This is a genomic window from Pseudomonas sp. FW507-12TSA (genome assembly GCF_058781435.1).
Map to the genome: position 1 here is coordinate 51,361 of NZ_JBYSWT010000035.1, position 20,541 is coordinate 71,901.

Annotated in this window: 14 protein-coding genes and 1 pseudogene; 9 read left to right on the forward strand and 6 right to left on the reverse strand. The window is 57.7% G+C overall.

The window, feature by feature from the left end:
- Positions 1-59 precede the first annotated feature (59 nt).
- From plcR (AC3WK8_RS26900) to AC3WK8_RS26915, 4 genes are all read right to left on the reverse strand, one after another.
- Entirely contained in the window at positions 60-656 is a 597-nt protein-coding gene (plcR, locus tag AC3WK8_RS26900; protein WP_158250072.1) for a phospholipase C accessory protein PlcR, read from the reverse strand.
- A 17-nt stretch (positions 657-673) separates the two neighbouring features.
- Positions 674-2,863: a phosphocholine-specific phospholipase C gene (locus tag AC3WK8_RS26905; protein WP_103326314.1), complete on the reverse strand. Its 2,190-nt coding sequence runs from the start codon at positions 2,861-2,863 to the stop codon at positions 674-676.
- Between the two features lie 414 nt (positions 2,864-3,277).
- Positions 3,278-3,721 carry a phospholipase C accessory protein PlcR gene (gene plcR / locus AC3WK8_RS26910; RefSeq protein ID WP_158250071.1) on the reverse strand — a complete coding sequence of 148 codons (444 nt, stop codon included), beginning with the start codon at positions 3,719-3,721 and terminating at the stop codon, positions 3,278-3,280.
- Positions 3,722-4,079: 358 nt separating this feature from the next.
- Complete coding sequence (locus AC3WK8_RS26915) at positions 4,080-6,086, reverse strand: neutral/alkaline ceramidase (protein ID WP_103326312.1); 2,007 nt, start codon at positions 6,084-6,086, stop codon at positions 4,080-4,082.
- A 668-nt stretch (positions 6,087-6,754) separates the two neighbouring features.
- Here AC3WK8_RS26915 and AC3WK8_RS26920 point away from each other — a divergent pair.
- The 3 genes from AC3WK8_RS26920 to AC3WK8_RS26930 are packed head-to-tail and all read left to right on the forward strand — an operon-like array spanning position 6,755 to position 10,480.
- The gene (locus tag AC3WK8_RS26920; RefSeq protein WP_103326351.1) at positions 6,755-8,563 is read left to right on the forward strand and encodes a TnsB C-terminal domain-containing protein; all 1,809 of its coding nucleotides are present in this window, start codon (positions 6,755-6,757) and stop codon (positions 8,561-8,563) included.
- A 1-nt stretch (position 8,564) separates the two neighbouring features.
- On the forward strand, positions 8,565-9,425 hold the full coding sequence (locus tag AC3WK8_RS26925) for a TniB family NTP-binding protein (RefSeq protein ID WP_103326311.1): 861 nt from the start codon (positions 8,565-8,567) through the stop codon (positions 9,423-9,425).
- Between the two features lie 2 nt (positions 9,426-9,427).
- Entirely contained in the window at positions 9,428-10,480 is a 1,053-nt protein-coding gene (locus tag AC3WK8_RS26930) for a TniQ family protein (protein ID WP_335740010.1), read from the forward strand.
- A gap of 292 nt (positions 10,481-10,772) precedes the next feature.
- On the opposite strand, the gene AC3WK8_RS26935 is transcribed toward AC3WK8_RS26930, so the two are convergent.
- Positions 10,773-11,846, reverse strand: a complete 1,074-nt coding sequence (locus tag AC3WK8_RS26935) for a site-specific integrase (RefSeq protein ID WP_103326310.1) — start codon at positions 11,844-11,846, stop codon at positions 10,773-10,775.
- A 117-nt stretch (positions 11,847-11,963) separates the two neighbouring features.
- Between AC3WK8_RS26935 and AC3WK8_RS26940 the strand changes: the two are divergent.
- Positions 11,964-12,341: pseudogene (locus tag AC3WK8_RS26940) on the forward strand (DNA-binding protein); the annotation flags it as partial.
- 801 nt (positions 12,342-13,142) lie between these two features.
- Here AC3WK8_RS26940 and AC3WK8_RS26945 read toward each other — a convergent pair.
- On the reverse strand, positions 13,143-15,095 hold the full coding sequence (locus AC3WK8_RS26945; RefSeq protein ID WP_085597652.1) for a sigma-54-dependent Fis family transcriptional regulator: 1,953 nt from the start codon (positions 15,093-15,095) through the stop codon (positions 13,143-13,145).
- A gap of 200 nt (positions 15,096-15,295) precedes the next feature.
- Between AC3WK8_RS26945 and AC3WK8_RS26950 the strand changes: the two genes are divergently transcribed.
- From AC3WK8_RS26950 to AC3WK8_RS26970, 5 genes are all read left to right on the forward strand, one after another.
- On the forward strand, positions 15,296-16,354 hold the full coding sequence (locus tag AC3WK8_RS26950; protein ID WP_085597653.1) for a phosphotransferase family protein: 1,059 nt from the start codon (positions 15,296-15,298) through the stop codon (positions 16,352-16,354).
- On the forward strand, positions 16,351-16,707 hold the full coding sequence (locus AC3WK8_RS26955; protein WP_085597654.1) for a DUF6285 domain-containing protein: 357 nt from the start codon (positions 16,351-16,353) through the stop codon (positions 16,705-16,707). Before AC3WK8_RS26950 ends, AC3WK8_RS26955 begins: the two co-directional genes overlap by 4 nt.
- A gap of 49 nt (positions 16,708-16,756) precedes the next feature.
- A complete protein-coding gene (locus AC3WK8_RS26960; protein ID WP_085597655.1) occupies positions 16,757-17,929 on the forward strand; it encodes an acyl-CoA dehydrogenase family protein in 1,173 nt (390 codons plus the stop codon).
- On the forward strand, positions 17,929-18,696 hold the full coding sequence (locus AC3WK8_RS26965; RefSeq protein WP_085597656.1) for an SDR family NAD(P)-dependent oxidoreductase: 768 nt from the start codon (positions 17,929-17,931) through the stop codon (positions 18,694-18,696). Before AC3WK8_RS26960 ends, AC3WK8_RS26965 begins: the two co-directional genes overlap by 1 nt.
- A 94-nt stretch (positions 18,697-18,790) precedes the next feature.
- On the forward strand, positions 18,791-20,446 hold the full coding sequence (locus AC3WK8_RS26970; RefSeq protein WP_085597657.1) for a long-chain-fatty-acid--CoA ligase: 1,656 nt from the start codon (positions 18,791-18,793) through the stop codon (positions 20,444-20,446).
- Positions 20,447-20,541: the final 95 nt, after the last annotated feature.

Genomic DNA, 20,541 nt, shown 5'->3' on the forward strand with positions numbered 1-20,541 from the left:
GTGGGTGAGCAGACCTTGTCACCCCATGACTGCTGTGCGTCATGGGGTGACAAGGTGCCTTAATGGCTCAGCGGCTGTGGGGCACTGCTGCCGAAGATCTCCAGGCGCAGCGCCTTGAGTTTTTCCTCGATGGCGGCGCGCCGTGCCTCGTCGCCATCGACGGTCTTGAGTACTTCGTCAATCGCCTGGTTCGCGGCCTGCTGGTAGGTCTCCAGTTGCTGGCGCTGGGCAGGCGAGGGGAGGGCCGGTGGTGTGGAGCGGTCTTTCATGTCCATCCAGATGCTGTAGTTCAGGCGCTCCTGTGACTTGGGGTCGGACTCGATGTTTGGCGTCAGTCGTTCGACCTGGGCATAGGCGGTCTTCAATTCCTCGCCGTTGCTGACCGAGGTTTTCAGCTCGTTGATCAAGCGCTCGGCGGTCTGCCGGCGCTCAGTGGCCGACAAGGTGTTGGCGGTTTGCGAAAACGCGGTGATTTGCTGTTCCAGCGACGCTGGCGCTTGGCTGTCGGCGGCTGGCGCAGGCACGGCCGACGTGGCATCGCTCACTGGGCGCGAGGCGACGCCGGGCCCTTGTTCCACGACGCTGTCCACCGGCTGGCGAAACAGCACCAGGTAGGCAATCAACGCCGCACACACCGCTAAAAGAATGGCTTTCATCTTGAAGGTTCCTTTCATCAGGACGGCATGATGTCCAAGAGTGGATCGGTGCGGCTTGGCAAACCGGTTTCAACATGCCCAGCGAGCCGTCGAGAGAAGTTGCTTTCGGTGTTGGTGGCTGTGAGGGTCAGGTCATACCAGCCGGAACTGCTGCGCAGCAACCAGGAATCGCTCAGGCTTTCACCCGGCTTGAGCTCAAGGGTGTGCACCGTATCGCCCTTGTACGCGGGGTTGGATTTCACCGTCACCGTACAGGCCAGTACCCCGGTATTTTTGATCGTCAGGACAATCTGCGCCCCCTGGTAGCTGACTGAAACCTCAGGCCGGGCGAGGGTCTTGGCCAACTGGTTATTGCCGGTAAATTCCCGATAGAAGCCATTCGGTGCACGCACTTCAAAGCCGTAGCGACCGTTCGCGTCGATACGGTCCTTGAGGTTTTCAATGAGCGTCTGGCCGCGGCTTCTAAGGTTCGTTGCCGCATGGATATCGTAGCTGGTCACCGTATAGAACGCCGGGGCGCCCCGTTCGTTGGAGTGCACCTGGAAGACCGCAGCTGAACGTGCGTACGGGTTTTCCGGCAGGGCCATGCCCTCGTTTCTCAAGTTGAGCAGCAGGCTGCCATCGCTGGCGGCGACGCTGACCTCGGCATGTAGCTGGTAGGGCACGGCCAGGGCGTCGCGCTGGCCGATTTCCTGGCCCGGCAAGGTCGTAGGGTTGGTGTAATAAGGGTAGGAGCGATAGTACTGCTTGTAGTAGGCATCATCCTGGCGGGCTTTGGTTTCAGTCAGGTTGGTCAGGTTGGCGGGCACGCTGCTATCGGTTTTCCCGGTGAAGTCGAAAAGCGAGGTCAAGTCACCGCAAACCGCCCGGCGCCAGGGGGAAATATTGTCCGCGGTAACGCCGAAGCGTTTTTCGAGGAATCTGAGCACAGAGGTGTGATCGAAGACTTCGGCACTGACCTTTCCGCCCCGAGACCACGGCGATATCGCCAGTACCGGCACGCGCGGGCCCAAGCCAATGGGCAACTGGGTGGCGCTTTCGATTTCGCCTTGGGTGTCGACGGCCGAAAGGCCGGTGCCCGGTTTCCATGGCGGTACGGCAGCGGACACGTGGTCGAAATAACCGTCGCCTTCATCGTAGTTGATGATGAATACGGTCCTGGCCCAGACCTTGGGGTTGCTGGTCAGGGCTTCGAGAATCGTCGATACGTAGTATTCACCGAAGGAGGGACCCCACCAAGGGTGTTCCGAATAACAGTACGGCGGCACGATCCAAGACACTTGTGGCAAGGTGTTGTTTTGCACGTCTTCGCGCAACTTGGTCACTCCGCGAGCGACCATGGCTCGTTGCCATAAATCGGAGTCGGGTTTTGATTCCTTGAAGCGTTTAAACCAGGCCAGGGCATTGCAGTCGTAATTGTTGTCGGCCTGTATGAGCCACTTCCATTTGAGATCGAGGTAGAGCCACCAGAGTGAAGACGACTGGTAGCCGCCTTCCTGGTAAATACGCCAATCGATATTGGCTTCGCTCAGGCGTTCGGGGTAGGTGGTCCAGTCCACAGAACCACTTACACCCATGGTGCCGTCGCCCATGCTGTTGGTGTATTGGACATTCTTGCCATCGCCGGTAGGCGCGGTGCGCCCGGTCATGTGATACAGGCGATTGGGGTTGGTGGGGCCCATGATCGATTGGTGATAGGCCTCGCCCAGGGTGAAGGCGTCTGCCAGGGCATAGTAGTACGGGATGTCATCCCGCTTGAAATGGCCCATGGCGGTGTAGTCCTGGATCGCCATCCACCGGTCGTTGCGGCCTTCGTTCCAGGTCCCGTGAAACGCCGACCACTCGTGGTTCTGCGAGCCTAACCATTGGGCGTGCACGTTCTTTGTATCGAAGTGATAGGGCAGGTATTCGGTGGTTTTGTAGGTTTGATGCATCACCGACTTGCCATCGGCGCGCTTGAGGACCCGGGGGTCGTTGAATCCACGAACGCCGTTGAGGTGGCCGAAGTAATGATCAAACGAACGGTTTTCCTGCATCAGGATGACCACATGGTCTACATCCTGCAGGGTGCCGCTGCGCACATCCGGCTCAATGGCCAGTGCGCGTCGTATGGTTTCGGGAAAAAGTCCGGACATTCCGGCCAGCGCTGTAGCCTGTGCACTGCCTTTCAAAAAAGTACGACGATGAAACTTTGGGGCGTCTGTCATCGATAAGCTTCCTGTAAGGTGCGTTGGGGAAACGCCCTCATAAAAGTTCGACCTTATTGTTCTTTCTTGATGTTTTTATTAAATTGAGCGCTATTTTCTCGACGTTTCAGGCGCACGCGCCAGAATCATGCTCTGCTGCAAATTTAAGTTCTGGCATTTCAGATGCGACAGTCACTCATAGTAAAGACGATACCCAGGCAGCTATTCAAGGCATAAGTTCCAGCAAAGGATAAGATGCACTTTTATGGGGCATGGCTATTTTTTGACCCAATAAGCGCTTTCCTGCAAGAGGCTCCTATCGCTTCTAATCTGAGGGCTACGACGCAAATACCACCAGGGCATTAAAGGACAAAAAGCGGACTTTGAAAGACAGATATTTGATTTTTAAATAGTCGACGCCATGCTACCTGCCGTTTATTGCAACAGAAACTGAGGTTCTTCCATGCCAAAGATCTGCTTACGCAGTGCGCTGAGCCTTTCTTCGATAAGGCTGTGCTGTTGCTCTTCGTCTTCAACGCTACCGAGCACCTCGTCAATCACCTGTTCAGAGGCTTTCGCGTAGAGGCCGATCTGCTCGCGCTGAAGGGAGGAGGGCAGCGGCGGCGGGGTATGGCTGTCCTTGAGTTCCATCCAGAGCTTGTAGTTCAAGGCCTCCAGAGACTTGGGCTGGGGCTCGATGTAGGGCGTCAGTTCCTGAACGTGGGTGTAGGCCTGGTTCAGGTTCGCCCCTTTGGCGACGGCGCTTTTAATCTCATCTACCAAGTTTTCCGCGCGTTGCTTGCGCTCCGCCTCCGATAGCGTGCTGGCAGATTGAGAAAACCTGGTGATGTTGGCAACGAGCACTTTGATGTCGATCATGGTCGGTCCCTGAAGAAAGAGCGCGTGTGTTGTCGAACTTGAGCCAAAAGCCCCTATACGTAGTGGCCGGTAGAGTAGGGTACAAATATTACAAAACAACTCATCAATATACAGGCTTCCGGGTAAGACCATCACTTACCGATAATGACCAATGGGTCAGAATGACAACGAATCAAGAGAGGCCCGCAAGTAGGGTGGCGTTATCTTGGGTGGCGATATTGCAGAGGTCATTTTGAAAGCGACGGTTATTGATAATAAATACGATGCGAATATCAAGTGCAGGCCAGGGCCAGCACTTGAAGTATCCCTGATGAGCAAGAACGAACCCTGCCAGAAGTAACTTGTCACCAACCGAGGGTCAATCAGCCACTACTTCAAATTTTCTAGTAGTTCCTGTAAAGGCGCTGATCGTTCCCCAGACATTTTTCTGATCACCGCCATGGCTGATGTAGTAGTAGCCGGGTTTGGCATCCTGTGGAATATCCCAGGAAATAGTCGCCTTCGATGCAGAAACTCCGACCCGTTCCCAGCGGTATTTGGTTTCCCAGTCGTTGTCGGTCGCCACACGTATGGCCGGTTTCTCACGGGCGGGGTCGGCTGAGGTGTAGTAAACGCTCAGGAAGGTGTCTTCGGTATGCAAGTTGTTCTTCGGGTGCCCGGTGACGAAGGCCACCGTCACGGTTTGCCCCCGGTGGTAGATCTTTTCCGGTTGCTGCAGCACATCGCCAAACGAGGTGCCGATGTACGGGGCATCGGTGACGACACCGGTCTGGAAGTTCAACAGACAGCAGGACAGGTCAGGTGGCTGGGCGGTACTGGCGACCGGCTGATGGTCACGCATGGCGCTGGCCATGTCGGTGAACAGCTGTTGATAGGCGGCCTGGGTCCAGGGACCGAAGATCGTCGAGCCGCCTTCATACTCCTGGGCACCGTATTCTTCGCGGGTGGTGACATAACTGGAGTAGGCGTTGGCATAACCATTGAAGATCACATGGTTGATGCCCATGGGTGCGACTATGGCTTGTACCGCCCGGCGAATGCGCACACCGGACATCACCGTAAACTCGGCCGGTGCGCCCAGCACGGCGAGCTGGCCGATGCGGAACATCTGGATCGGCAGCACATTGGGAGTCCAGGGGAAGGGTTTCTTGTTGCCAGTGTCGGCCAGTATCTGTTTTTCAGCCTGGCACTTCTTCAGCTCCTTGGACGGCGCACCGGTCAGCAAGCCGCCGAGGAAAGACAGCAGCGGATTATTGCTTTCACTGATGCCCAGCGGACCAGGGCCATCTTCCGTACTGCCGGCTGCCAGACTGCTGCCCAAGGCGGCAATACACAGCGTCTTCGGCGTGCCATCCGTGTAGTCAGGGCGTACGGTCAGGCCGTGGAAGTCGACAAACTGAAAGCGGTTGTCTAGCCCACCGGTCACTTCCTCGGTCGGCCCGGTGGCCAGTTCATAGGCTTTGTTGAACTGCCTCAAGCCGATTTCCTTGGTATTGGCGAACTCGTCCTCAGTCGGCCCGGAGCCTGGACGCAAGTTCAGGTTCGGCGACAAGTTGCCGGCATTCGTCTGGGCAAAGGCGGCGATAAACCCTGGTTTTTTACTGATGTCATGTTCCCAGTGGTAAGACGCATAGCCTTTGTTATCAGAAGAAATCAGATGGTTGTTATTGGTCATGGATGTGCCGTGCACAGGGAACCAGCTGATGACTCCGGCAAGCTCGCCCTGTTGGTCGACGAACTTCAATACCGTCATTTCCGGGTCGATACCGTCTATGTAGCCGGCGACATCCGGATTGCGCTGGTGAGAGAGCAGCGACCTGTTCTTGCTGGCGTTGGTGAGATCACCCTTGGCATAAAACAATCGACCAGGTTGCATCTGTCGATGGGCCTGGTCAATTGAACGCACGATGCCATCGACAATCACGTTAAAGGTCTTTTCCTGAAAGCCCAGTACCGACAAGTCGTAGATTGTGTAGTGAGAAAAGCCACCAGGACCTGAGTGGGTGTGAGTAGCCGCCAGCATCACATTGTTTTCATTATAGACCCCTGGGTATTTCTTCTCCAACTTGCGCAAGACACTTTGCTGCACTGCTTGGAAAATCATGCCCAGGTCGGTGTTGACGTACACCAGCCGCTTGCCCGTGGCTGCATCTTCAATGATGAAAGCCCTCGACCATTGCCGCGTATGAATACCAGCGGTCTTCTGGTCGGTGGAGGAGTACCCCATCATCCCGACTTCCGCTGCCTCGCCGGTAACATCGGCTTTGCCCAAGCCAAATCGATAAGGTTGTTCGCCAGCAAAGCCGGTTGAACATAACAAGCAGGTGATGACAACGAGAACAGAACGATACAGTCGGATACTCATTTGAATCTCCCTGTTTATTGTTTTGTGTGCAAAAGATAACCCCGTGTTGCCAGGCTCGTCGGAAGCGAGCCTGCACTGAAGACCAGGCTGCTGGTCAGAGGCTGGTAGAAACTAGAACAGTCCGGTTCAGAGGGATGGGGTATTTACGGACATAAACGGGACTCTCAGGGACAACGGTTGAATCCCTTAGAGCGAGGCCTCGTCCGCGAGGATGAGATCCGCAGGTAAAGGAAGAGATCACGCCTGATGCGGATCAAACAGTTTTTGCGCAGTACCCGGGGTGAATCAGTGCACGAGTGATCTGGAATCGAAGTCAGGCTCTGGTTACGAGTGTGGTCTGGTCGAGCATGGACGGGATGGCGTTCAGACAATGACTTATCTGAATACGGGGCGTGGTCCGTCGAGAGGGAGGACGTGTGACGACTGATGAAAAAAGATAGAAAATAAAGTTTCTTAAAATCAGTGAGTTATGGCTCCGAAGGCTTGAAAAGTAGACAAAACCTTGAGGCACGGCGGAGTATGGTCTACTTTTTAAACTCACTAGAGTCGCCATTTCAGAGCACGTTTTTAAATTACCTATTAGCTAGTTATCAATAACTTCTAATTGTAGGCGGAATTTTCTCACTTGATATATAGATACAAATAACTTGCATGCTCGGATTATTATCATGACTAATGATCTGATTGAGGGCGAGCTTGTAGTCGCTAAAGGCAAGCTTGCTAAGATACAGCAAGTATTTAGCGAAAAAAATATAAGAGTGCAGATCGTTTCCACTGGTGCCGCATTAATGGTGGCAGGCTGTGATATTGAGCGAATTAGAAAGGAAAATTATGATAATAACGTAAGTCGCGACGCGAATGATTACACATCGGAGCAGTTGCTGGTTTTTGCTGAGCGCTACGATGTGATACAGAAGTGGCGAAGGGGAGAGTTAACCACCGCTGAGGGTGGTAAAGCGCTAGGGTTATCAAGAAGTTATTTTTTCCGATTGGCTAAGCTTTATGATGAGAATCTGGGGCCGTTAAGCATGGCTCTTAGGCGGAGAGGCAGAAAGAAAGGGGTAACGCGCCTAACTGAAGATATGGAGACGATTATCTCCGATGCTACCAAAAGAATATTCAAAAATGGTTTCGCGAGCTTTAGTAAGGTATGGGTTGAGGTTGACACTACCTGCAAAGAAAAAAACCTAATCTCTCCATGTAAAGATACCGTGCTTCGGCGCGTAAAAATTTTAGTGTCAGAGAAGGAGCAATTTAAGCTAAAAAGGGGTAAAGATGCTGCATCGCAAAAGTACTCAAGTCGACCTGGGAAGAAGTTTATTTCAAGGCCCCTGCAATGGGTTCAGATGGATCATACGTTAGTAGATGTTATATTGCTGGCCGATGATCGTGTGAACATAATAGGGCGCCCTTGGTGGACTGCCATTGTCGATTTGAAAACTAGAGTTATCCTCGGCTACTATTTGAGCCTCCATACTCCATCCTCTGTGTCTGTTGCATGCGCATTAAGTCACAGTATCTTGCCAAAAAAAGAGTTTGCAATAAAGTTAGGCCTGGATCCGGCTGATTATTTTTTTTACGGTGTTCCTGAAGTATTGCATATGGATAACGCTTCAGAGTTTACTTCGCCAAAGCTGAAGTCTGGGTGCACGTCTTTCGGCATCCATCCTGAGTACAGGCCAATAGGGCGTAAGCATTATGGGGGGCATATTGAGCGTCTTATTGGAACTTTCATGACAACTAAAGTGCATCTGCTCAAAGGTACAACCATGTCTAACGCTGTTGCGCGCAGGGGGGTTGATAGTGAAAAGAACGCAACTATGACTTTCTCCGAATTCGTTAGATGGTTTGCGCGAGAGGTTGTTGTTTACCACTCGACAGTTCACTCCGAACTTGGTGAAAGCCCGAGGCAAGCATGGAACAATTTCTATGCGCCTGGCGGAGGCGTACCATACCCACCAAAAGTTGATCAACTAGACAGACTAAAACTTTATTTTATGCCTGAAGAGCTTAGGAAAATTCGTCCTGACGGTATAAGCCTTCATGGGTATAAGTATTGGGACCCTATCCTTGCTCCTTTCGTTGGTGCGCAGCATGCAGTAGTTAAATATGATCCATTCAACCTTAATGAAGTCTGGGTAAAGCTAAATGGTGAATTTTGTCCTATACGCTTGTCGGACCTTACGATTCAAGCATTAACGTACGAAGAGTATAGGGCTAGTAAACTCTATCGAAAACCTATTCGGGCAGGCGCTATTGATAGTGATGCAGGAAGAAAAGCCTATAGAGAAAAGCAAAAAATTGAGAAAGAGAGCGCAAGGCTGACAAGGCAGGAGCGCCGCCGTTTAGCAGCCGAACAAATTTATCGTGAGTCATACCTTTCTGAGGAGACAACTACTCAGGAAAGGAAAGTTGATGACAAGAATCCTCCGCCTGATTATTCAGTGCGACCCAGAAGATTCACGCCGGAGAATTAGCATGTGCTCAGATCATGTCAGGGCTGACCTGCAGTACCTTTTATCCGCCACTTATGAGGAAAGGATTGCGGCCATATATAAAGAGCTGTGGGTAGATAATAATTCCAGCGAGGCTGTGTTTCGCATGATGAATAATATAGCCGATGTTCCCGCAAGGATGACTGCTCCTGCCTTATTGGTAGTAGGCCCGGGTGGTTCAGGGAAAACAGCAATAATTTCGCAAATTTACAAGCATGTAAAGAACAGTGAAAAGCTGTTATTTATATCTATGGCGGAATCTCCGGAGATTAATATCAAGAAGACCTTGAGGTCGGCGTTAGCTATGGCTCTCGAGCTTCCTCCTAGTTCAAGCGCGAGACCACAAAGCGGGACAGATATCCCTAACGAGATGCGCGAAGTGATCAAATTGAGGGGGGTCTGGGGTGTGGTTATTGATGAATTTCATGACGTGCTACTTCGCCCTAAACAGGAACAGAGGACAAGCATGTCCATTTTGAAAAAGTTAGTAGGCTCAGAGTATGGTTTAAAGTTATTTTGCTTTGGAACGGTGATTGCTAGAAATGCGTTAAGGTCGAACGAAGAATTTAAAAGAAGGTTTCATGAAGTCGAACTTTCTGACTGGGTTGAGAGTGAAGCATTTCGATCATTTTTATTTGAGGTTGAGGAATCACTCCCTTTAAAGCGGCCGTCGAATCTTTACTCTGAGAAAATGGTGAGACTTTTATTGTTTTTGGCGAATGGGCGAATGGATAAAACATTGGATGTGATACGGGGCGCCGCGTGCTATGCAATAAAAATGGAAGTTGAGCAAATCAATGAGGATTTACTTAAGCGCGCAGCAATGAGCCCTTGGGGTTACTAGAAGTGAAATTTAAAGGCCTGCCAAAGCCAGTCTTTGATGAGACTCTTACTTCTTGGCTTTTTCGATGTTCTGTCAATAGACGTTCTAGGGTAGGCAAACGACTCAGATTGGAGGGCCGTCCAGAAGCTTGGTGGGTGGGGATTGAATTGAAGACCGCTGATGCCGACATTGACTTTGTCACTGCCGAAAAAAAACTGCGAGAGGCAGGATATGAAACGAACTCCCTGATATTAGAAATAGTTTTCGGCCCGCAAGGGAAGCGTTTTGTAGAGTGGAACTTTCGCCGCTTATTTTGCGTTGAATGTTTGCGCCAAGATGTATCTGAGGGTCGCTTGCCAATCTGGAGAAAGAGTTGGTGTTATGAGTTTGCATCCGACTGTTTCGTCCATCGCAAGCAGTTGGACAGCCTCGTTGCTCCATTGCGCTACTCAAAAGCGTGGGATGCTTTTGTTCAACATTGTAAGAGTAATGCAAATCGTATCTCCAGCGCTGATATCTTCTTTGCTCGCCTACGAGCTAGCACGTTGAGCAGGATCGCCAAGGCTGCAGAAAATGGGACAGCAGAAGATCATTACGACTTGAGTAGCCTATTGAGCAGGCTAACCTGCATATTACTACAAGCACCTTTTAAAGGAACCCACGGTGGTTCCGCCAGGATACATTTCCAGGCTAGGCGTGGGATTCAATTTACCGCGCCAAACTCCTTGTTGGAAAGTTTCTCTGTGGGCGCAGCGACTGCGGATTCCTCTAGCAGAATCGGCGGAATGGTAATTGCCAGTACGCTACTCGGGATCATTCCCGAATCTAGATTTTTAGAGTTTGTTCAATCCTATGAAGTAATGAATGTTAATTCCATACTGCCAAGAAACCTACTTCAGGCTGCAGCATTTCCTCAGTTGGATAGAATTGGATACGGTGTATTACATGATTATCTTGGCTATGTGCCGCGCTCAAGGTTTCCTGTGTTAGATCGGCATCTACAGTTGCAGGAGGATCGCTACAAGCGTGAAGGGGTATTCGATGGAAGGCCTTTAGGGTTGATAGATCGTGCTTAAATAAACTTTATCCGATTTGTTTCTAGATCGTCATACGCACGGGGTTGCTGATTTCAAAGGATATAGTTTGCTATAAATTGGGCTAGAACCGCTTCAAGCGGTCTCTGCTGGATGGCTTTTTTAAACTTCGACTTAGCGTACCGAAGGCTGATGCGATAGTTACATCGAGGATGATTAGTGGAGTGGGGCGCTCCAAACCGTGCTGGTCATCCACTGAGTGGAGCGACCCGACCATTCAAAGTCCGGCGCTGGCGTGTCTGTGCGCTAGGGTAGTTCCGCTGCAGGCTAAGGATTATTTGGCGCGCTCATTGGACGTCTCCATCGATAGCAACTGGCCGGCACGGCTGCCCAATAGCGACCCGGCTTGAAAATAGCCCATCACCGTAGTGATACTGCGGTGCTCAGTCATCGCCATCACCTCTCCCAAGGGCACTCCTTGACGTCCGGCCTCGGTGACAAAGCCCGAGCGCAGGCTGTGCGCTGCCCAATCCCCTTCAAGCCCGGCCAATTGCGCCCGACGCTTGACGATACGCGCCACCTGATCGCCTGACAGTCCAGTGCTGGCCACCCGACCGCCTCTGTACAGCCGACGGAACAAAGGGCCGGTCTGCGCAGGGGCCGCCTCCAGCCACACCTGCAGCGCGTGGGCCGCAGGCCCTTGCAAGGGCTTTTCCCGCCGCTCGCCGCCCGTGTCGGTCTTCGTCGCCCCCAACGTATACAGCCAGGTGTCTGAGTCCAAGCGACGGAGGTCCTGAACCTGCAGGCCAACCACTTCTGAGCGTCTGCGTCCGCCGCCACTCCACGCCAACAGCAACAGAGCACGGTCCCGGAGGCCGCGAATACCATCGGTACAGGTAGCGAGCATCGCCTGCAGCGGTTCCAACACCACAGCGGTTTTCTTGCGAACCGAGACGCCGTGGCGAGCCTGGGCCTTACGGGCTTCACGCAACAGGGTTTTCACGACCTGACTTTCTGCCGGGTTTTCCCATTGTTGCAGGTGATGCCACTTGGCCAGGACGGCCAGGCGGTGGCTGACCGTGCTGAACGCTAACGGGCCTGGTTTTCCCTTGGCGCCAGCGGCGACCAGCGCGGCATCAAGGTTCGCTGGCAGCAGGTGGCTCCAGCCACCCGCGCCGTCGGGTCGGGCAAGGTGGTCGACAATGAACTGCACCGCCACCTCCGGCGGCAAGGCGCCATCACCGAGTGCGCGCCGGTAACGCAGTTGCAGCCAGGCGGACCAATAGGCTAGGGCGCTCTGATAGCTGCGCACGGTGTTGGCCGCAGTACCGGCGGCGATGAATGCGTCTGCGGCAGCACGAGTGCTGGCGGCCAGTTCCGCCAGCACTAAAGGCGAGGAGGAGGGCATCGGTATCGGTTCTGTCAATGTCTTCTTGCTCAACGTTGCAATAGATTCGGATAACCTTTGCTTATCAGATCTAATATAGCTGGAGACGGGCCATGGCAGTAGGGTGCCGGAACTGACGTGTTTGCCCCCGCGGATGCTGTATTGGCTCGCGGCGAGCGGTCGACGGTGGAGCGAGTGCACTTGCAGCTCGGACGGGGTAGTCCGGCGCGGGTTGGTGCGTTGCTGGATCAATGATGGCAACAGTTGGCCGGGCGCTTGCGTGGTGAGACACGGCTGCCCGATCTGCCGAGGGAGGTGGCGCAGGCCTTTTTGACCATCTAGCAGCAGGCCGTCACCCTGGCCCAGAGCGTCACGGAGCAGGCGTTAGCCGGTCAGCGCCAAGTACTGACATAAGAGCGTGAGGCGGCGCTAGGCGCACTGGATGCCCGCCTGGCCAATCTGGAACACTTGCTGACTCAATATCAGGTGCAAATCGACGACCTGTGCAGGCAGCGCTGCGGTCTGCCGGCGTAACGTGACGAGGCGCATGCACAATTTATCTAGGTTCGTCAGCAGTTGCAGGGAAGCCTTGCACAGTCCGAGCATGTGCGTAGCGAGCAACAGCGCTACACCCAGATTTCGAAGAAAGGATGTATCGTGAGATTGATAAGGCCCGGGACGAGAGTAAAGGCCTACTTGGCACAAACGCTGATGCTATCTGACCAACTGGACCAGGCACGCCTCGCTGCAGTGCAGGCTGGCGATCAGTTCTACGCGCTGCAAGATCGACTGGACCAAGATAAGCCGGCAGAAACGCAGCGAAACTGCCTTGACACACTGTGCTTGCGCGGAGAATCAGAAGGCGCAATTAGTGCTGCTGCGGAAACCCTGTACAACAAACGGCGTCAGCACCCTTGATAGGCTCGTTGCGGGTACGTTACTTCGTGTAGGTTGAGCAGGCTATGCAGGGAGGCAGTCAACGACGAACGACAATTTACAGTTCGTCGATAACCGACCGATCACGCCACAGCAAGATGATCTGCTGGGTCGGACCGCATTTTCCGAGCGCTTGGCATTGGCGATCAATACCAAGAGAAACCGAGAAAACCTGGCGATCGGCCATGCCGAAGGTTGGGGAAGTGACAATCAAAAAATGCCGTAGCAATGGGTAGGCTGGAACAACTTAAGCAACGCAAAGATCCGAGCGGCGCTGACAAGCATTTGGCGAAGCTGCTGCTCGCGTGCACTGCTGTTTCAGCGCGATACAGTTGAAGAGTGCGGAGTAAAAGGGCTGCCTTGTGTATGCTTATTATGTATTCAACGCTCGGAGCGCAGTCGGCGCCACAATGTGGTCCGGCTGATGCCCAGGCGATGTGCCGCTTCGTCGAGGTTGCCCTGACAGCTTTCAAGCGTCTCTTGTACGTGACGTAATTGCGCGGCCTTTCCAACGCGGTGCAGATCCGTATCCCGTGGCGACTTTTTCCGTACCTGTGGCAGAGGGGAGCCTTCGCACAGTTCGGGCAGCACGCGGATCAGGTAATACTCATCCAGCCCCTGCTCGCTTAGCAGTTCGCGGGCCGAGAGCATCGCCCTCTCGATCACGTTCTCCAGTTCCCGGACGTTGCCTGGCCAGGCATAGCGGGTCAGGTACGGCAGCAGGGCGGTCGGTATCTCAGCTGCCCCCGGCGGCTGGCCCTGGACCAGCAGGCGCTGGCTAATGCCCCGGCAGATCAGGGCAATATCCTCTGGTCGCTCGCGCAGCGGGGTGGTCTGCAGCCGTAGGATGTTAAGCCGGTAATACAGGTCGCTGCGAAAATCTCCATCATTCATGGCGGCGTGCAGGTCCTGGTGAGTTGCTGCGATGATCCGTACATCGATGGAAGTCGGCTCGGTGCCACCCAGGCGCAGCACCTCTCGCTCCTGCAGCACTCGCAGTAGGCGGGTTTGCAACGATACGGGCATATCGCCGATTTCATCGAGAAACAGCGTGCCGCGGTGGGCCGTTTCGAGCAGTCCGGGCTTGCCGCCCTTGCGCGAGCCGCTGAAGGCGCCTTCCTCGTAGCCGAACAGTTCGCTTTCCAATAGCGACTCGGGAAACGCCGCGCAGTTGATGCCGACGAAAGGCCCCTGCTGGCGAGGGCTCTCGTTATGGATGCCCTGGGCCAACAACTCCTTGCCGGTGCCGCTTTCGCCGGTGATCAGGATGGTCGAGTGGCTGGCGGCGAAACGCTTGGCCATCTGCAGCAGTTCGCGGCTGGAGCGGCTGTTGCCGCTGAGTTGCTCAAGCCGGTAGCGGGCGGTGAATGCACCCGGGCGGCGGGTGGAGCGGATGCGCTGGTCCGCCCGCTGTACGGCGGTGATGTCCTGGCAGGTCAAGACCAGGCCAGTACGCTCGCCGTTTTCGAGGATCGGCAGCAAATTGCTAACCACCGCATGGGAGCCGAGACGGATCACCCGGTTTTCTTCGCCGCTGCCATCCAGCAATGCCTGTTGCAAGTCCAGCTCCGGGCACAGCTGCTGCAGTGGCCGGCCAAGGGCTGCACTGGCTGGCAGCTCCAGCAGGTGCGCCAGGGCCGGATTCAGGGATTGCACCAGGCCCTGGTTATCGACCGCCGCCACGCCAGTGGGAATGTGTTGCAGCACGGCGTTCAAATGGCGGCGCTTGGCGATCTCTACGCGCTGGCTATCGAGGATGCCCAGGGCCTCCTCGAGCGCCTTGCGTACTGTGTCCTCACTGAGCGACAGCACCCCATACAGCCCTGCCTGTTCCGCCAGCTCCACCACCGTCGACGACCCTATTATGCTGAGATAGCCCAGCCGGGCGGCCTGTTCGACTGCCTGGCGGGCTTCTTCCAGGGAGTTGTAGGCGGCCTGGTGAACCGGCACGGTGAACAGTGCATTCATCGCCTGTAGGTCGTGATTGATGCTGCTGTAGCTGAGCAAGGCCACTTGCGAGGAGTGCTCCCGGGCGTGCCCCAGCGCACGCAGCAGGTCAGCGCCGCCCACCTGCATGGACAGCACCGGTCGTGCTAGGTGCTTGCGCAGGTAGGCAGCGGTGGCGCCGGCGCAGACGAACACGTCGGCGTCACCGCGCTGTTCCAGCTCGCGGGCGGTCTGCAACGCTTCGGACACCGAGGTGTCGAGCACTTCGATATGGGTGTGAGGGTAGTCCGCGGCGAGCCCGGCCACCACCAGGGCAAGGCGGCTGCGTTGCCGGGGACGTTGCAGGTGGCTGATGAGCACGACGACCTGGGAGGCGGGGGAGTGCATGACTAGACCTGTTCATAAATGAAATGCCTCGATAGTGCAGTATTTCTTTCAAGTATGAAACGCGGCGCTGTTGCATCGCTTCTCACTGAGACAGCAGACGCCAGGATTGGCGTGGCTTGCGGGCGATCAGCGAAGAGTTGGCACAGGCATTGCTCCTGCTGACCTGCTAATTCAAAACTGAAGGCAGGGACCATCGATCCATGAGCAGTTCCCCTATGAGACCCACCACTGGCAACGCGCCCGCAAGCCCGACCGACGATCAGCGCCTGGTCGACTTCATCCGCGAGCATGCCGCCGCCACGCGAGTGGTCATCGATGCCCGCAAGCGCCTGAGCGGTGGCGCGATCCAGGAAAACTGGCTGCTCGAACTGCAGATCGAAGGCGGCCCATGGGCTGGTACCCGACACTGGGTACTGCGCAGCGATGCGCTTTCCGCGCTGCCGGCGAGCCTCGATCGCGAACAGGAATTTGCCGTGTTGCAGGTGGTCCACCAGGCCGGGGGAAAAGTACCGCGGCCGCTCTGGCTGTGCCGTGACCCGAGTGTTCACGGACGGGTGTTCTTCCTCATGGAGTTCGTTTCGGGGGTGGCTGCAGGGCGCCTGCTCAGCGCAGGGGCCGGCGCCCGCGGCCAGGCGCGGCTGGCGGCGCAACTGGGGGCCAACCTGGCGCGCCTGCATCAAATCCGCCCGCCGTGCGCAGCGCTGGATTTCCTGCCCGTGCCGGACCGTGCACCGGCCCTGAATACCATCAGTGCCTATCGCCGCTACCTCGACACCCTGGCCGAAGCTTACCCAGTACTGGAGTGGGGCCTGCGCTGGTGTGAACTGCACGCGCCATCCAGCAACGGTCTGTGCCTGCTGCATCGCGATTACCGCACGGGCAACTACCTGGCCAGCGAGCAGGGGCTGGAAGCGGTGCTCGACTGGGAATTCAGCGGCTGGGGCGATCCTTGCGAGGACCTTGGCTGGTTCACCGCCCGCTGCTGGCGTTTCACCCGTCCGGACCTCGAGGCGGGCGGTATCGGCCTGCTGGAGGATTTCCTGCACGGGTACCACGAGGTCTCGCCATTGCGCATCGAGCGCAGCCAACTGCATTACTGGCAAGTCATGGCGACCCTGCGCTGGGCAGTGATCGCTCTGCAGCAGGGGCAGCGCCACCTGTCCGGCGAAGAACCGTCCCTCGAACTGGCGCTGACCGCGCGCCTGTTGCCGGAGCTGGAGCTCGACATCCTCAACCTGACCGGCGGAGAAGCGCCATGACCCAGCCGAACGCTCATGAACTTCTGGAGATCGCACGCCAGACCTTGCTCGAGCAACTGCTGCCTGCGCTGTCCGCTGAACTGCGCTACCCGGCGCTGATGATCGCCAATGCCATGGCCATTGCGGCCCGCGAAAGTCGCCTGCAAGCCCGGGTCTGCAGCCAAGAACAAGAACTGCTGGGGGCCCTGACCGAGGGGGCCGGGCCGTCATTGCCCGAGACCCGGCGGCAACTTGCCCAAGAGATTCGCCAGGGCCGCCACGATGCAAGGCAGCAGCAGCTCGCCCTGGTCAAGGCGCTACGCCAAGTGACCGTCGCCCGCCTGGCGATCAGCAACCCCAAGGCCGTGCCCTGAGCGCCGCCCGTACCCTTTCCCCGGACCGACTGAAGAAAGAAGGACAGACATGAATTTCACCCTGCCGGACGAGCTGCTTGCATTGCAGGCCAAAACCCGCGATTTCATCGCTGAACAGGTTATTCCGTTCGAGAACGACTGCCGTCAGGATGGCCACGGTCCCAGCGACGCCCTGCGCCAGGAGCTGCTGGCCCACGCCCGGGTCGCCGGCCTGCTGACCCCCCACGCCAGCCGCGAAATGGGCGGGTTGGGCCTGAGTCATGTGGCCAAGGCGATTGTCTTCGAAGAAGCCGGGTATTCCCCACTGGGCCCGGTGGCCCTGAACATCCACGCCCCGGATGAGGGCAACATCCACCTGATGGACGTGGTGGCGACCGAAGCACAGAAGGACCGCTGGCTGCGGCCACTGGTCCAGGGGCATGTGCGCTCCTGTTTCGCCATGACCGAACCGGCCCCGGGCTCAGGCTCCGATCCCTCGATGCTGCGTACCACCGCCACCCGCGATGGCGACGACTACCTGATCAATGGCCACAAATGGCTGATTACCGGGGCCGAGGGCGCCGGGTTCGCCATCATCATGGCGCGCATGGAGGACGGCACGGCAACCATGTTCCTGTCCGACATGCAGCGCGACGGGATCATCCACGAGCGGCAACTGGACTCCCTGGACAGTTGCTTCACCGGTGGCCACGGGCAGTTGCGCTTCGACAACCTGCGGGTTCCGGCGAGCGATGTGCTGGGGGAAATCGGCAAAGGCTTCCGCTATGCCCAGGTGCGCCTGGCGCCGGCACGCCTGACGCACTGCATGCGCTGGCTTGGGGCCGCGCGCCGCGCCCACGATATTGCCTGCGACTATGCGCGCACTCGCGACGCCTTCGGCAAGCCGTTGGGCGAGCACCAGGGCGTGGGTTTCATGCTGGCCGACAACCAGATGGACCTGCACCTGGTACGCCTGGCGGTGTGGCATTGCGCCTGGGTGCTCGATCAGGGGCAGCGGGCCAATGTGGATTCGAGCATGGCCAAGGTGATCAGCGCCGAGGCGCTGTGGCGAGTGGTGGATCGTTGCGTGCAGGTGCTGGGCGGGCGTGGTGTGACCGGTGAGACCGTGGTGGAACGCATCTTCCGCGACATTCGCCCGTTCCGTATCTACGACGGCCCGAGCGAAGTGCACCGCATGAGCCTGGCGAAGAAAATCCTCGACCAGCGCCTGGGAGCCCACTGATGCAGCCGCTGCTTGCCCGAATGTTCGCCCTTGATGGGCGCCGAGCCCTGGTGACCGGGGCCTCCAGCGGCCTTGGCCGTCACTTTGCGATGACCCTGGCCGCCGCCGGCGCCGAAGTGCTGGTGACCGCCAGGCGCCTGCAGCCGCTGCAGACCCTGGTGGAGGAGATCGAGGTAGCCGGCGGCAGCGCCCGTGCCTTTGCCCTCGATGTGACCTGCCGCGATTATGTCTGCCGGGTGCTGGACGCTGCCGGCCCGCTGGATGTGCTGGTGAACAACGCCGGGGTGAGTGATAGCCAGCCCTTGCTGGACTGCAACGATCAAGACTGGGACCGGGTGCTCGACACCAACCTCAAGGGCGCCTGGATCGTGGCCCAGGAAAGCGCCCGGCGGATGATCGCCGCGGGGCAGGGCGGCAGCCTGATCAATGTCACCTCGATCCTCGCCAGCCGGGTGGCGGGCGCCGTTGCGCCTTACCTTGCGGCCAAGGCCGGCCTGGCCCATTTGACTCGCGCCATGGCGCTGGAACTGGCGCGTCACGGCATCCGCGTGAACGCCCTGGCGCCGGGCTACGTGATCACCGATTTGAACCAAGCGTTCCTCGCCAGCGAGGCCGGGGACAAGCTGCGCTCGCGCATTCCCGGCCGGCGCTTCAGCCAGCCGCAAGACCTGGACGGTGCCTTGCTGCTGCTCGCCAGCGATGCCGGCCGCGGCATGAGCGGCGCCGAGATCGTGGTCGACGCTGGCCACCTGTGCAGCAGCCTGTGAGGCGCCCGGGCGCCAGGACAACAAGAACCCGCAACGGTCAGGAGGTGTATATGTGTGTGCGATGCCTGGGCAATGTCTCGATGGAGTGGCAGTCATGATGACCTCGACCTTCGAGCACGAACTTGCCCCCAACCAAGCCAACCATGTGCCGCTGTCGCCGCTGTCGTTCCTCAAGCGTGCCGCGCAGGTGTACCCGCAGCGCGATGCGGTGGTCTACGGTGCGCGGCGCTACAGCTACCGCCAGTTGCACCAGCGCAGCCGCGCCCTGGCCAGTGCCCTGGAGCAGGTGGGGGTGCAGCCGGGAGAGCGGGTGGCGATCCTGGCGCCGAACATTCCCGAGATGCTCGAGGCGCACTATGGCGTGCCGGGCGCCGGGGCCGTGCTGGTGTGCATCAATATTCGCCTGGAGGCGCGCAGCATCGCCTTCATCCTGCGCCATTGCGCGGCCAAGGTGCTGATCTGCGATCGCGAGTTCGGCGCGGTGGTCCACCAGGCACTGGCCATGCTCGAGTCGCCGCCATTGCTGGTGGGGATCGACGATGATCAGGCCGAATCGGCCGACCTGGCCCACGACCTGGACTATGAAGCGTTCCTGGCCCAGGGCGACCCCGGTCGGCCGCTGAGTGCGCCGCAGAACGAGTGGCAATCGATCGCCATCAACTACACCTCCGGCACCACAGGCGATCCCAAGGGCGTGGTCCTGCACCACCGCGGGGCCTACCTCAATGCCTGTGCCGGGGCGCTGATCTTCCAGCTCGGCCCACGCAGCGTCTACCTGTGGACCTTGCCGATGTTCCACTGCAATGGCTGGAGCCACACCTGGGCGGTGACCCTGTCCGGTGGCACCCATGTGTGCCTGCGCAAGGTGCAAGCGGAAGCGATCCACGAGGCCATCGCCGAGCATGCGGTGACCCACCTGAGCGCGGCACCGGTGGTGATGTCGATGCTGATCCACGCCGAGCATGGCGGCACGGCGACCAAGGCGGCGAGCGTGTCGGTGATCACCGGTGGTGCCGCGCCGCCCAGCGCGGTGATCGCCGCCATGGAGGCCCGCGGCTTCAGCATCACCCATGCCTATGGCATGACTGAAAGCTACGGCCCCAGCACCCTGTGCCTGTGGCAACCGGGCATCGACGAGCTGCCCCTGGAAGCCCGCGCCCGCTTCATGAGTCGCCAGGGCGTGGCCCACCCGATGCTCGAGGAGGCCAGCGTGCTGGACCTGGACACGGGCCGTGCGGTCCCGGCCGATGGCGCCACCCTGGGCGAGCTGGTGGTGCGTGGCAACACCGTGATGAAGGGCTACCTGCATAACCCGGAGGCCACGCGCAGCGCACTGGCCGACGGCTGGCTGCACACCGGCGACCTGGCCGTGCTGCACCCGGACGGCTACGTGGAAATCAAGGACCGGGCCAAGGACATCATCATTTCCGGCGGCGAGAACATCAGCTCGCTGGAAATCGAAGAAGTGCTCTACCTGCACCCCGCGGTGGTCGAGGCCGCCGTGGTGGCGCGCCCCGATGCGCGCTGGGGCGAAACCCCGCAGGCGTTCGTCACCCTGCGCGTAGACGCCCTGGCCAGCACCAGTGGCGACGACCTGATCCGCTGGTGCCGCGAGCATCTGGCGCACTTCAAGGCCCCCCGGCATGTGTCGCTGATGGCGCTGCCCAAGACGGCCACCGGCAAGATCCAGAAATTCGTCCTCCGCGAGCAGGCCCAACAGGAGGCCAGCGCCGCCAACACCAAACCCTGATCGACCTGCAACCCCTGCACATTGAATAACAACAAGCACGTTGTCCGAGTTGACTGATGTTCCAGCTGTTGCACAGGCGCAAGCGGATGGCTTCT